Source organism: Limobrevibacterium gyesilva (assembly GCF_025989185.1).
GTDB classification, from domain to species: Bacteria; Pseudomonadota; Alphaproteobacteria; order Acetobacterales; family Acetobacteraceae; genus Limobrevibacterium; species Limobrevibacterium gyesilva.
Genome location: NZ_JAPDNT010000001.1, coordinates 99922 through 113533, shown reverse-complemented (window position 1 = coordinate 113533; position 13612 = coordinate 99922). Strand labels below are relative to the sequence as shown.

Sequence of the window (13612 nt, the reverse complement as noted above, 5' to 3'; positions counted from 1 at the left end):
CGAGGCGTCTGCGTGGCATGCACCGCGCGGGAGCGCCGCATACGGCCCGCTCGCATTCAGCTCCGAGGCCCGGCTTCACGCGCTGGTTCAGCGACAATACCCAGCAGGGGAAGGACCGATGTCCAAAGCCGCCCGAATCCGTCGCAACACCCCCGACGCCTCCTTGGGCGGTGCGGCCGCCTGATGCCGGGAAGAGCCGTCGCCGGCCTGATCGCCGGAACCACAGCGATTCGCCTACTGCTGGCCTGGGCGGTCGGTCTGGGCATCGACGAGAGCTACATGGTGGCGGCCGGGCGGGATCTCCGCCTCGGCTATTTCGACCATCCGCCGCTGTCCTGGTGGCTGTCGTCGGGCATTGTCCATCTCACGGGCAGCGAGGCGCCGGTGGTGGTGCGGCTGCCCTTCATCGTGCTGTTCGCGGTCTCAACCTGGTTGATGTATCGCCTTGCCGCCACGCTGTTCACCCCGCGGGCCGGAGTCTGGGCGGCGGTGGCGCTGAACCTCGCCCCGGTGCTCGGCCTGACCACGGCAAGCTGGGTGCTGCCGGACGGCCCGCTGGTCTGCGCCCTGCTGGCGGCGGCGCTCTGCCTGGTGCACGCGCTCGAGGGCCGGGGTACTGCCTGGTGGCTCGGCGCCGGCGTGGCCGCGGGGCTGGCGCTGTTGTCGAAATACTCGGCCGGCCTGGTGCTGGGCGGTGCCTTCATCGCGTTGCTGACCCAACCCGCCCATCGGCATTGGCTGGCCCGGCCGCAGCCCTATCTGGCCGCTGCTCTGGCGTTGCTCGTGTTTTCTCCGGTCCTGGTCTGGAACGCACAACATGGCTGGGCCTCGTTCGCCTTCCAGGGCGGGCGGGCAGGGGGGGCGAGCTTCCGCCCGTTCGGCCCGATCGCCACGCTGGCCGGCGAGGCGCTGTTCCTGCTGCCCTGGATCTGGCTGGGCCTGATGATCCCGTTCGTGCGCGGCCTCCGCGCCGGTCCCGCCGACTGGCGGCGCTGGCTGCTGTGCTGGCTTGCCGCGGGGCCCATCGTGCTGTTCGCGGTGGTCTCGCTGTGGACGCGCAGCATGCTGTTCCACTGGGCCACCCCCGGCTACCTGTTCCTGTTCCCGCTGCTGGGCGACTGGCTGGACCGCTGGCGGCAACGACGCGTGCGGGCCTGGGCGCAGGGCACCGCCATCCTGACCGGCGTCGTGCTGGTGCTTGCGGTCACCGAGGTTCGGTTCAACTGGCTATCCGCTTTCAAGCCCGGCTTCGATCCCGCTCTGCAAGGCGTAGACCTCACACCGCTGCGCCCCGTGCTTGCCGCGCGCGGGCTGCTGAACGGCCCGGCGATCGCGGCGCCGAGCTGGAACGATACCGGCAAGGTCGACTACGCCCTGGGCGGACATCCACGCGTGCTGTGCCTGAACCTCGATGCCCGCCAGTACGGCTTCTCCCCAGGCCCGGGCGCGCATATCGGCGAGGACATGCTGATCGTCGCCCCGCGGCAGAACCAGGCGCGGATCGAGGCAAGCTACGGCAAGTTGTTCGACAGCATCGAGCCCCTGGAACCGGCTCGCCTGGAATTCCCTGGCCGCGGCACCGTGGAGGTCCCGTTGTTCCTGGCACGTCATCTGAAGCGCTGGCCCTGAACCGCCGGATACTGCCGCCCGACTTGCGTTCGCCGGCAAGTGATGGATTGATCCTTCGGCGAGATCGCGAGGTCGTCATGTCCATCGAGCATTGGCTTGCCTTCGTTGCCGCATCCGCGGTGCTGCTGGCCATTCCCGGCCCGACCATCCTGCTGGTGATCTCCTACGCACTCGGGCACGGCCGCCGCGCAGCGGTCCCGACCGTGGCCGGCGTGGCGCTCGGCGACTTCACCGCCATGACCGCCTCGATGCTCGGCCTGGGCGCGCTGCTGGCCACCTCGGCGGCGCTGTTCACCGGGCTGAAATGGGTCGGTGCCGCCTATCTCGTCTATCTCGGCATCAAGCTCTGGCGCGCCCCGGTGGACGGCACGCCGCAGCCGCAGGCGGCGCCGGCGGAGCGGCCGGCGCGCATCTTCCTGCACGCCTATGCGGTCACCGCGCTGAACCCGAAGAGCATCGTGTTCTTCGTCGCCTTCCTGCCGCAGTTTCTGGACAGCACGCAGGCCCTCGTGCCGCAGCTCGTGATTTTCGAGGCGAGCTTCCTGGTGCTGGCAACCCTGAACGCCTTCACCTACGCCATGCTCGCCGCCGCCGCGCGGCGCACCATCCGCCGGCCACTCGTGCAGCGCGCGGTCAATCGCGTGGGCGGTTCGCTGCTGATCGGCGCCGGACTCTTCGCGGTGTCCTGGCGCCGGGCCGCGGGATAGCCGAGGAGACAAGGGCGGAATCCCTGCCTCCCAGGCTTGCTACATCGTCGCGCCGATGACCCAGGGTGCGAACTCGGCAGCGCCGAAATCGTAGCTCTCGCTCCGGGTCGGCTCGCCCGAGGCCACCCGCAGGATCAGGTCGAAGATGCGCTGGCCGCATTCCTGCACGCTTTCGTCGCCGTCCAGGATGGTGCCGCAATTTACGTCCATGTCTTCTTGCATGCGCGTGTACATCGGCGTGTTGGTCGCCAGCTTGATCGAGGGCGCCGGCTTGCAGCCGAACACGCTGCCGCGGCCAGTGGTGAAGCACACCAGGTTGGCGCCGCCCGCCACCTGCCCGGTGGCGGCCACCGGGTCGTAACCCGGTGTGTCCATGAACACGAAGCCCTTCTTCGTGACCTGCTCGGCGTAGTTCACGACATCCACCAGGTTGGTGCTGCCGGCCTTGGCCATCGCGCCCAGCGATTTCTCCAGGATGGTGGTCAACCCGCCGGCCTTGTTGCCGGGGCTGGGGTTGGCGTTCATCTCCGCACCTTCGCGCGCGGTGTACTCGTCCCACCAGCGCATCAGCGCCACCAGCTTCTCGCCGACCTCGCGCGACACCGCGCGGCGGGTCAGCAGGTGCTCGGCGCCGTAGGTCTCGGGCGTCTCCGACAGGATCACCGTGCCGCCATGCTGCACCAGCAGGTCGCTCGCCACCCCCAATGCGGGGTTGGCGGAGACGCCGGAATAGCCGTCGGAGCCGCCGCATTGCAGGGCCACCATCAGCTCGCTGGCCGGAACCGTCTCGCGATGCACCCGGTTCGCGTCTGCCAGCGCCTCGCGCACGAAGGCGATGCCGGCTTCCACCGTCTTGCGGGTGCCGCCCATCGTCTGGATGTCCATGGCGCGCAGCCGGCCCGCCAACTTCTGCTCCTGCATCAGCCCGCCGATCTGATTGACCTCACAACCCAGGCCCATGACGACGACGTTGGCGAAGTTCACGTGCCGTGCGTAGCCGCCCAGCGTGCGCCGCAGCAGCGCCAGCGGCTCGTTCTGGGTCATGCCGCACCCGGTCTTGTGGGTCAGCGCCACCACGCCGTCCACGTTCGGGAAATCGGCCAGCGGGTTGTCGCCGGTGAACGGGTTCTTGCGGAACGCGTCGGCCACCAGGCTCGCGACATGCGCGCTGCAGTTCACGCTGGTCAGGATGCCGATATAGTTGCGCGTCGCCACGCGCCCGTCAGGCCGGCGGATGCCCTGGAACGTCGCAGGCGGAACGAAATTGGCGGTCGGCTTCGCATCCACCCCCCAGGCATAGTCCTTGTCGAAATCGCCCATGCCGCAGTTCTGCACATGCACGTGCTGGCCGGGCGCGATCGGCGACGTGGCGAAGCCGATGATCTGGCCGTAGCGCCGGATCGGCTCGCCCACCGCGATCGGCCGGATCGCCACCTTGTGGCCCGCGGGCACGCGCTCGGTGGCCACCACGCCGTCGGCCACCGGCGTGCCGGGCAGCAGCGTCGCGCGCGCGATCACCACGCCATCGTCGGGATGCAAGCGAATGGTCGGGGGCGGTGCCATGGCAACCTCCAGAATGGAACGGGGCCGGGAGCTGCCTCCCGGCCCCTCGATCACAAGTCTAGCAGGGCCCGTCCGGTCAGGCGACGCCCTTGGCTTCCTTGCGGATCTGCGCCACCCCGGCCTTCGCCGCGGTCTGCATCAGCCCGCTGTCGTTCATCAGCGTCACCAGCCGGAAGCCCATGCCGATCGCACGGGCGGCATAGCTGGCGCTGCCGGTATGGATGCCCGCATGGATGCCATGCTTGCTGCACGCCTTCAGCAGCTTGTCGTAGATCTTCAGGATCTCCGGCTCGTCGCGGTCCAGCTTGGGCACCATGCCGTAGGAGAAGCCGAGGTCGGAGGGGCCGACATACACGCCGGCGATGCCCGGCACGTCCAGGATCGCGTCCAGGTTCTTCACCGCGGTCTGGGTCTCGATCATCGGAATGCACAGCGTCTCGGCGTTCGCCGTGGTCTGGTAGCTGGTGGCCTCGCCGTACATCGCCGCGCGGATCGGGCCGTTGCTGCGCGTGCCGTCGGGCGGATACTTGCAGGCGGCGACGAAGGCCTCCGCCTCCTTCTTGGTGTTGATCATCGGGCAGATCACGCCCATGGCTCCACCGTCCAGCACCTTGCCGATGATCCCCGGCTCGTTCCAGGGCACGCGCACCATCGGCGTCACCGGATGCGCCTGCATCGCCTGGAAGCACTGCACCATCGACAGGTAATCCTGGACGCCGTGCTGCAGATCGACCGTCACCGAGTCGAATCCGCTTTGCGCGATCACCTCGGCCGAGAAGCCCGAAGGAATCGCCAGCCAGCCGTTCACCACGGCCTTTCCGGACGCCCAGATTTTTTTGACGTTGTTTGCCATCGGTCGCATTTCCCCTTTGTCGGCAGACGGCAACGCTAGGCGCGCGCCGCCGCCCGGTCAATTCGCGGAAGTGATCATGTACGCGGGACCGATCATCGATGCGAATCGGCATCGGGCCCGCTGCGGGGCCGACCTAGTCGACATGCGGATGGTGGCACGCCGTTCCGTGGCCGTCGCCTTCGTCCCACGCCGGATAGGTGGTGCGGCAGATCTCGCTCGCCCGCGGGCAGCGCGGGTGGAAATGGCATCCCGGCGGCGGCGCGGCGGCCGACGGAATCTCGCCGACCACGCGCGGCAGCACGCCGCGCTTGCCGGGATCGGGAATGGGCGAGGCATCGCGCAGCATGCGCGTATACGGATGCCGCGGGGCCGAGAACACGCGCGCCACCGGGCCCTGCTCGACGATGCGGCCCAGATACATCACCGCCACCCGCGCGCAGAACCAGCGGATCACGCTGAGATCGTGGCTGACGAACACGAACGCCAGCCCGCGCCGTGCCTGCAGGTCCTTCAGCAGCAGCAGCACCTGGGCCTGCACGGAGACGTCCAGCGCCGACACCGGCTCGTCGGCCACGATCAACTCGGGCTTCAGCGCCAGCGCGCGCGCAACGCCGATGCGCTGGCGCTGGCCGCCGGAGAATTCGTGCGGATAGCGCCCGAGTGCGGCAGCCGGCAACCCGACTTCCTCCAGCAGCGCCGCCGCCTGATCCTTCGCCGCCCGGCCCCGCGCCACGCCATGCACGCTTAGCGGCTCGGTCAGCGTCTGCCCGATCGTGCGGCGCGGATTGAGCGAGGAATACGGATCCTGGAACACGATCTGCATGCGCCGGCGCAGGGCGATCAATGCGGCGCCGCTGGCGGCGCGGACATCCTGCCCGGCGAAACGGATCGTCCCGGCGTCCGGCTCGATCAGGCGCAACACGGCGCGCGCCGCCGTCGATTTGCCGCAACCGGACTCGCCGACGATGCCGAAGGCCTCGCTGGCTCCCACGCTGAAATCGACGCCGTCGACGGCACGAACGATCGTCTTCACCGGGCGCGGAAAGCCCTTCACCACCGTGAAGTATTTGCGCAGCCCCGCGACCTCGAGGATCGGCGCGGTCATGTGCCGGACAGTTTCGGATCGGTCGCGTCGCGCAGACCGTCGCCCACCATGTTCAGCCCGAGCACCAGCATCAGGATGGCGATACCCGGAAAGATCGACAGCCAGGGCGCGTCCAGGATCGCCTCGAACCCGTCGCGCATCATGCCGCCCCAGGTCGCGGTCGGCGGCTTCACGCCCAGGCCGATGAAGGACAGCGATGCCTCGGTGCGCACCGCGGTCGCCATCCACAGGCTGCCCATCACCAGCACCTCGCTGACGATGTTCGGCAGGATGTGTACGAACAGCACGCGCGCATGCGAGAAGCCGAGCGCACGGCCGGCTTCCACGAAGGCGCGTTCCTTCAGGCTCAGGACCGGCGCGCGGGCGATGCGCGCGAACGGGGCGATTGCCGTCAGCGCGATGGCAAACACCAGGTTCACCAGCTCCGGCCCCAGCAGCGCCACCACGATCAGCCCCAGGATCAGGCTGGGGAAGGACAGCATCACGTCCATCACCTGCATGATGAACAGATCGACGCGCCCGCCGATATAGCCGCTGACCATGCCGATCGCGCCGCCCACCAGGATGGCGCTCGCGATGGATGTCACCGCCACGATCAGCGAGATCCGCGCGCCCCACAGGATACGCGACAGCACATCGCGGCCGTAGGTATCGGTGCCCAGCAGGAAGGCGCCGCCGGGCGGCTGCAGGCGGTCGAGAATGCTCTGGTCGACCGGATCATATGGCGCGATCCACGGCGCCAGCACCGCACCCAGCACGATGATGACGCACAGTATGGCGCCCACCAGCGTCGTCGGGTTCTGCAACAGGCGCTTCATGCCTGCTTCACCCGCGGATCGATCAGCCCATAGGTCAGGTCGGTCAGCAGGTTCACCACCACGATGAGGAAGCAGTAGATCACCATCAGCCCCTGCAGCATGGTGTAGTCGCGCTGGTTCAAGGCACCGACGATGATCTTCCCGAGGCCGGGCCGGTTGAACACGATTTCCGTCAGCACGGAATTGCCGATCAGGATGCCCACATACAGGCCCACCACGGTCACCACCGGCAGACCGGCATTGCGCAGCCCATGCCGCCATACGACGCGCCGCCACGGCACGCCCTTGGCGCGCGCGGTACGCATGTAGTCCTCGTCCAGCACCTGCAGCATGGCGCTGCGCGTCACCCGCGTGATGTAGGCCGCCATCACCAGCCCCAACGTGGCCGCCGGCAGCACCAGCTTGGTCAGCCGGTCCACCGGATCGGCAAGATTGGCATTGCCGATCACCGGAAAGATCCGCCAATGCAGCGCGAACGCCAGCAGCAGGAAGATGCCTGACACGAACACGGGAAACGACAAGCCGATCAGGCTCAGCAACCGCGCCGCGACGTCGATCGCACGGTTGCGGTGCAGCGCCGCCCACACCCCGGCGGGAACGCCGATGATCGTGCCGATCAGCATCGCCGCGATGGTCAGGTCCAGCGTGTGCGGAATCACCGCGCCGACATCCGTCAGGATCGGCCGGTTCGTCACCATCGAGCTGCCGAAATCGCCGGAGAGCGACCTGCCGAGGAACGTTACGTATTGCTCCCAGATCGGCCGATCCAACCCAAGCTTCGCCTGCAACGCCGCCACCGCCGCCGGCGTGGCGCGGTCGCCCAGGATCGCGATCGCGGGATCGCCGGGCACGATCCGCACGATCACGAAGACCAGGGTCAGAACCGCCAGCAGCGTCGGGATCGCTGCCAGCAGCCGGCGGATGACGTAGAAGATCACTTGAAGTGTGTCGCCTCCGTGATCAGCGGGCCCAGCGACAGCGAGCCCTTCAGCTCATAGCCATAATCGAGATCGTCGCGGCGCACCCAGGTCTGCAGCGTCTCGATCAGCGGCACCGCGCAGGCCTGCGCCACGATCTTGCGTTGCGCCTCCTGCCACAGCGCGATCTGCTTGGCGTCGTCCGGCTCGGTGCGGGCGGCGTCGATCTCGGCGTCGGCGGCGTTGCAGTGGCTGAAATTGGTCACTGCCGTCGGCGTCTTCACGGTGCTGCGCGAGTGGTAGAACTGCGTCAGATAGACGTCGGCCACCGGGAACCGCGCGGCCGAATAGAACACGATGTCCGACAGGTCCTGGCGGATCATCTGGTGGAAGGTTGCGTGCTCGACGACCTGGAGGTCGAGATTGATGCCGGCCCGCTTGAGTTGCGCCTGCACCACCTGCATCTGCGCCAGCATTCCCGGCAACTGCGTGTGCACCACTTTCAGCGTTACGCCGTTCGGATAGCCGGCTTCGGCGAGCAGCGCCTTCGCCTTGTCGAGACTGAATTGCGGCAATCCGTTGTCCGCGGTGTAGCCAAGATTGCCGATGGGGATCACGCTGCCCGGAACGCGCGACGGGTCCTGCCCCTGCCAGCGCAGCAGCTCCGGCCGGTTGATCGCGTAGGCGATGGCCTGCCGTACGCGCAGGTCGTCCAGCGGCTTGTGCGTCATGTTCAGGTGCAGGACGGCTTCCTCGCCCGGCTCGAACACGTCCACCACGGCGTGCGGCACCTTGCGCGTGCGGTCGATCCAGGTCTGGTCGGAGTTGCCGTATTCCAGGTCCAGCTCGCCGTTCTGGAAGGCGAGGTCGCGCGAGGCATTGGACGGCAGGAACCGGTAGCTGATCTTCTCCAGCTTCGGCGTGCCGCGGAAATAGGCCTTGTTGGCCACCAGCTCCAGCGACTGGTTCGGCGTGACCGAGGCGAAGGCGAACGGCCCGGTGCCGATCGGCGCGCTGGCGAACTTGTCGCCCAGCGCCTCCACGGCCTTCTTCGAGACGATGAAGCCGCCGGAGTAGTTGGTCAGGATGCCCAGCAGGCTCGGCACCGTCTGCTTCAGCGTGATCTTCACGGTGTAGGGATCGACCGCCTCGATCTTCTCGAACGCGGCGAAATCGGCCGAGAAGGCGCTGCGCTTCGGATCGGCTGCCTTCTGCAGGCTGAACACCACGTCATCGGCGGTCAGCTCGCCATAATCGCCATGGAACTTCACGCCGTGCCGGAGATGGAAGACCCACTCCTTCTTGTCGGCCGTGTTCTCCCAGCGCTCGGCCAGGTCGGGCTCGATCTCGGCGGGGCTCATGCTGCCGGGCTTGAAGCGCACCAGGCCGTTGAACATCCACGCCACCACGGCGCGGTCGATGGTGGAGACCGCGAGATGCGGGTCGAGCTTGCCCACGTCCTGGGCTGCCATGCCCACCGTCAGCGTGGTCTTCGGCGCGGCCAGTGCCGGCGTGGCCAGCGCCGGCGCTGCGAACGCCAGGCCCGCTGCCAGCAATGCGGTGCGGAATTTCATGCGTTGTCCCCCTTGTTTGCGTCGATCGTAGCGGCGAACCGGTCAATGCGAAACGGCTCAAGCGGCACATCCGTGTGCCCGTCGAGGACCAGTTCGGCCAGGATGGCGCCGATGGCCGGCCCAAGCTGGAAGCCGTGGCCCGAAAATCCGAAGGCGTGCAACAGGCCCGGCGTGGTCGTGGACGCCCCGATCACCGGAATCCCGTCCGGCATCGCCCCGTCGATCCCGGTCCAGCTGCGGATCACCTGCGCGTCGGCCAGCGCCGGCACCAGCTCGATGGCCAGGTGCATGGACCGCAGCGCGGGCTCGGGCAGCACGCGCGACCGGGCGGTGACCGGGTCGTTCTCGCCGCGGCCGCCACCGAAGATGACATTGCCGCGCCGGATCTGGCGCAGATACACATTGCCGCCGACCACGCCGAGATTGGGCGCGATGAACCAGGGCAGCGGCTCGGTCACCAGCATGATGGGGCTCATCGGCGCCACCGGCACCAGCTCGCCGAAAGCGGCGGCCACCTTGCCGCCCCAGAACCCCGCGGTGTTCAGCAGCACCGGCGCGGCGAAGGTCTCGTGCCCCGCTGTCACCACGAAGCCTGTGCCGTCATGGGCGAGGGTGGTGACCTCCCGGTTCTCCAGGATATCGGCGCCCAGGATGCTCGCCGCCCGCGCCAGCGCCGGCGCCAGCAGCCGCGGATTGGCCGCCCCGTCATCGGGCGCCAACGACCCGGCGACGACGACCGGCCCCAGCCAGGGATATTCGCGATGGATGGCGTTGCGTCCGATCATCCGCAGCGGCAGGTCATGCGCCTTGGCCACATCGAGATAGGCGACGAGCTCGGCCTCCTCGACCTCCGAGCGCGCGAGCTTCAGATGCCCGGTCACCTCGAACTCGCAATCGCTGCCGACCAGCGCCGCCAGCCTGCCCCACAGCGCGCGCGCCCGCCGGGCGATCGGCAGTTCGGCGGGATGCCGGCCTTGCTGGCGCACGCCGCCGTAGTTCACGCCGGTTGCCTGGCTGCCCACCAGCCCGCGCTCCAGCAGCGTGACCCGTGCCCCACGCTGCGCCAGGTGCAGCGCCGCGGAGCATCCGGCGCCGCCGCCGCCGACGATCAGGACATCGCTTCGGCGCTCGTTCATCCGGCCGCTGCGGTGCGCATCGGGATCGGCTTGACCGGCGGCTGCCCGCGCAGGCGGCCGACCTGCTCGACCGGACAACCCAGCGCCGCCGCCAGCACCTCCGCCGCCGCCGGCCCGCAGACCCGCCCCTGGCAGCGCCCCATGCCGATCCGGGTGAGCGCCTTCGTGCGGTTCACCTCCGCGGTCGCGGCCGCGCGCATGGCGCCGGCGGTGATGGCCTCGCAGCGGCACAGGATGGTGTCGTCGGCCATGCCGGCGGCGAGCCGGTGCGGATAGGGAAAGGCGCGGTCGAGGGCCTGCCGGAACTTCGCCTGCCGCTGCAGGGCCCGGTCCAGCCGCGCCACCGCCGCGTGGTCCACCGGCAAACCGCGATCCTCGACCACCGCCCAGGCCACCCGTGCCCCGGCCAGCTCTGCCACGTCGGCGCCGCCGATCCGCACGCCGTCGCCGGCAAGATAGATGCCGCGAATATCGGTCCGTCCGGCTTCGTTGCGCACCGGCAGCCAGCCGCGCTGCACCGGATCGAAGGCAAAGGATACGCCGGCGAGATCGGCCAGTTGCGTCTCCGGCTTCAGCCCCCAACCGATGCCCACCGCGTCGCAGGCGATATGGTGCGTGCCGTGCCGGGTGCGGTAGCGCAGGCCGGTCACCTCGCCGTCGCCCTCGATCGCTTCGGGGACCACGCCCTCGACGATCCGCACGCCGCGCCAGCGCAGCCAGCCGACATAGCGCAACCCGTTGAGGAAGGTGCGGCCGCCGCGCAGCAGCCCTCCGGTCCGCCACGCCTTCGTGGCGAAGTCCGTCGTGTCCAGCACTGCCGCCACCCGGGCCCCGGCCTTCGCGTACTGGTAGGCGACCAGCCACAGCAACGGGCCGGTGCCCAGGAACGCGACCGCCTGCCCGATGGCGCAGCCCTGCGTCTTCAGTGCCACCTGCGCCCCGCCCAGCGTGTAGACGCCGGGCAGGGTCCAGCCGGGCAGGGGGATTACCCGGTCCATGGCGCCGGTGCACAGGATCGCCTGCTCGAACCCGATCGTCTCGGACCGGCCGTCGCGCAGGGTCAGCAACTGCTGCGGCCGGACATCCCACACCAGCGTGGAGGCGCGCAGGTCGATGGCACCCCGCAACTGGTCGAATCTCCGGTGCAGCGCCTGCGCCTTGTGCGCCTCGGTGCCGTAGAGGTCGCCGTCCGACCGCCGGAATCCGGCGGGCGGGCGCTGATAGATGCGCCCCCCGTTATCCGGGGCTTCGTCGATGACCACGGGCCGCAACCCGGCCTGCACCAGGACTTCGGCCGCGCGCGTTCCCGCAGGCCCGGCGCCCACCACCGCGACGGTCATGGCCGCAGCACCGCCATGCCCTGCGCCACATAGGTCGAGCAGGCCCGCACCCGCCCCTCTCCCTGCACCAGCACCCAGCAATCCTGGCAGGCGCCCATCCAGCAGAACCCGGCACGGTTGCCGTCGCCGAATTCGCTGGTCCGCACATGCTCGGCATTGGCCAGGATCGCGGTCAGCAGCGTGTCGCCCGCCAGCGCCGTGGCTGGCGCGCCATCCAGGGTGAAAGCGACCGCGGGGCGCGCCGTCTCGGCGAGGCGCACCAGCCTCACAGGGTATCCTCGTGCTGGCAGTTCACCAGCAGCTCCGCAACGCTGGCGTTGTTCGGCAGGCGCAGCAGCATTTCGACCAGCACCGCCAGATCGGCGGGGTCGGTCATCTGCGTGCGCGACACCTTGGTCACGGCCGCGGTCATGTCGGTCGCGACGAAGCCCGGGCACAGCGCCGTCGCCCGCACGCCCTGGTCCCACCCGTCATGGCGCACGCCGTGCGTCAGGGCCACCACCGCGAACTTGCTCATGGCGTAGCCGACATTGGCGTTGCGCACGCGCTTGCCCGACAGCGAGGCGACATTGATCACCCGCCCGGTGCCCGACGCCTTCAGATGCGGCAGCGCGAAACGGATCAGCCGCAACGGCCCCTTCACGTTCACCGCCCACATCCGATCGAGCGCCGTCTCGTCCTCGTCGATCACCGCGAAAGCCGGGTTGATGCCGGCGGCGTTCACCAGCCCATCAAGCCTCCCGAAACGGGACACCGTGGCGGCGACCCAGTCGCGCGCGGCCTCCAGGCTTTCCGCTTCATACGGATGCAGCATCAGCCGCCCGCCTTCGGTCAGGCCGCGCGCGCTGCGCACCCCGGCCGAGACCTGGAATCCCGCGGCGACCAGCCGTTCCACCACGTGCCGACCGATGCCGCGCGCGGCGCCCGAGACCATCACGACGCGCCCGTTCGGATCAAGCATGCGCCATCGCTCCGGCCTGCAACGCGCCGGTCGCCACATGGCAGCGTGCCAGATGTTCGTCGCCCACCGGCGCCAGCTGCTGCGGCCGCTCGCAGCCCGCCTGGGCCAGGCTGCAGCGGGGCGCGAACCGGCAGCCCGCGGGCATCGCGTCCAGCGGCGGCACGCGGCCGGGAATGGCGGCGAGGTGCTGGCCTTCCAGGTCCATGCGCGGAATGGCCGCGAACAGGGCGCGCGTGTAGGGATGCGCGGGTGCGGCGAAAATGCGCTCCACCGGCCCCTGCTCGACGATCTGGCCGGCATACATGACCGCCACCCGGTCGGCGATCTGCGCGACCACGCCGAGATTATGGGTGATGAACAGCATCGCCATGCCGTGCCGGCCCTTGAGGTCGGCGAGCAGGCCCAGCACCTGTGCCTGGATGGTCACGTCCAGCGCCGTGGTGGGCTCGTCGGCCAGCAGCAGGGCAGGTTCGCAGGCCAGCGCGATGGCGATCATCACGCGCTGGCGCATGCCGCCGCTGAACTGGTGCGGATAATCGTCGAAGCGCCGCGCGGCGGAGGGAATCTTCACCTCCTCCAAGACCGCCAACGCCTGCCGGTTGGCCTCGGTCCGCGACAGGCCGCGATGCAGCAGCAGCGACTCCGCCACCTGATCGCCGATGGTCATGACCGGATTGAGGCTGGTCATCGGCTCCTGGAAGATCATCGCCATCCGGTTGCCGCGCAGCTTCTCCAGCCGCTCTTCCGCCAACGGCACGAGATCGGTGCCGTCCAGCAGGATCCGCCCCACGCCGATCCGTCCCGCCGGCCTCGGCACAAGCCCCATGATGGACAGCGCGGTCATCGACTTGCCGCAGCCGCTCTCGCCCACCAATGCCAGGGTCTCGCCCCGCCGCAGGGTGAGGCTCACGCCGTCGACCGCCGCCCGCCAGGTGCCGCCGATCCGGAATTCGGTGCGCAGATTGTCCACCTGCAGCACGGGTTTGTCTGTACTGACCATGACTTGCCA

General features: G+C 69.2%; 13 protein-coding genes. 2 read left to right on the top strand and 11 right to left on the bottom strand.

Going from position 1 to position 13612, the window contains the following annotated elements:
- Nucleotides 1-183 precede the first annotated feature (183 nt).
- Entirely contained in the window at nucleotides 184-1629 is a 1446-nt protein-coding gene (locus OL599_RS00570) for a glycosyltransferase family 39 protein (RefSeq protein ID WP_264711641.1), read from the top strand.
- A 77-nt stretch (nucleotides 1630-1706) separates the two neighbouring features.
- Nucleotides 1707-2336: a LysE family translocator gene (locus tag OL599_RS00565; RefSeq protein ID WP_264711640.1), complete on the top strand. Its 630-nt coding sequence runs from the start codon at nucleotides 1707-1709 to the stop codon at nucleotides 2334-2336.
- Nucleotides 2337-2375: 39 nt separating this feature from the next.
- On the opposite strand, the gene OL599_RS00560 is transcribed toward OL599_RS00565, so the two are convergent.
- The 11 genes from OL599_RS00560 to OL599_RS00510 all read right to left on the bottom strand — a co-directional run bounded on the left by OL599_RS00560 (nucleotide 2376) and on the right by OL599_RS00510 (nucleotide 13603).
- A complete protein-coding gene (locus OL599_RS00560; RefSeq protein ID WP_264711639.1) occupies nucleotides 2376-3899 on the bottom strand; it encodes a UxaA family hydrolase in 1524 nt (507 codons plus the stop codon).
- A 76-nt stretch (nucleotides 3900-3975) separates the two neighbouring features.
- Nucleotides 3976-4752 carry an HpcH/HpaI aldolase family protein gene (locus tag OL599_RS00555; protein ID WP_264711638.1) on the bottom strand — a complete coding sequence of 259 codons (777 nt, stop codon included), beginning with the start codon at nucleotides 4750-4752 and terminating at the stop codon, nucleotides 3976-3978.
- 133 nt (nucleotides 4753-4885) lie between these two features.
- Nucleotides 4886-5857 (bottom strand): ABC transporter ATP-binding protein, encoded by a 972-nt coding sequence (locus OL599_RS00550; protein ID WP_264711637.1) that lies wholly within the window; start codon nucleotides 5855-5857, stop codon nucleotides 4886-4888.
- Nucleotides 5854-6675 (bottom strand): ABC transporter permease, encoded by an 822-nt coding sequence (locus OL599_RS00545; protein WP_264711636.1) that lies wholly within the window; start codon nucleotides 6673-6675, stop codon nucleotides 5854-5856. The genes OL599_RS00550 and OL599_RS00545 overlap by 4 nt, the downstream gene beginning before the upstream one ends.
- A complete protein-coding gene (locus tag OL599_RS00540; RefSeq protein ID WP_264711635.1) occupies nucleotides 6672-7613 on the bottom strand; it encodes an ABC transporter permease in 942 nt (313 codons plus the stop codon). The genes OL599_RS00545 and OL599_RS00540 overlap by 4 nt, the downstream gene beginning before the upstream one ends.
- Nucleotides 7610-9166, bottom strand: a complete 1557-nt coding sequence (locus OL599_RS00535; RefSeq protein ID WP_264711634.1) for an ABC transporter substrate-binding protein — start codon at nucleotides 9164-9166, stop codon at nucleotides 7610-7612. Before OL599_RS00535 ends, OL599_RS00540 begins: the two co-directional genes overlap by 4 nt.
- Complete coding sequence (locus OL599_RS00530; protein WP_264711633.1) at nucleotides 9163-10302, bottom strand: NAD(P)/FAD-dependent oxidoreductase; 1140 nt, start codon at nucleotides 10300-10302, stop codon at nucleotides 9163-9165. The genes OL599_RS00535 and OL599_RS00530 overlap by 4 nt, the downstream gene beginning before the upstream one ends.
- Complete coding sequence (locus OL599_RS00525) at nucleotides 10299-11642, bottom strand: FAD-dependent oxidoreductase (RefSeq protein WP_264711632.1); 1344 nt, start codon at nucleotides 11640-11642, stop codon at nucleotides 10299-10301. The genes OL599_RS00530 and OL599_RS00525 overlap by 4 nt, the downstream gene beginning before the upstream one ends.
- Entirely contained in the window at nucleotides 11639-11911 is a 273-nt protein-coding gene (locus OL599_RS00520) for a (2Fe-2S)-binding protein (RefSeq protein ID WP_264711631.1), read from the bottom strand. Before OL599_RS00520 ends, OL599_RS00525 begins: the two co-directional genes overlap by 4 nt.
- Nucleotides 11908-12603: an SDR family NAD(P)-dependent oxidoreductase gene (locus OL599_RS00515; protein ID WP_264711630.1), complete on the bottom strand. Its 696-nt coding sequence runs from the start codon at nucleotides 12601-12603 to the stop codon at nucleotides 11908-11910. The genes OL599_RS00520 and OL599_RS00515 overlap by 4 nt, the downstream gene beginning before the upstream one ends.
- On the bottom strand, nucleotides 12596-13603 hold the full coding sequence (locus OL599_RS00510; protein ID WP_264711629.1) for an ABC transporter ATP-binding protein: 1008 nt from the start codon (nucleotides 13601-13603) through the stop codon (nucleotides 12596-12598). The genes OL599_RS00515 and OL599_RS00510 overlap by 8 nt, the downstream gene beginning before the upstream one ends.
- Nucleotides 13604-13612: the final 9 nt, after the last annotated feature.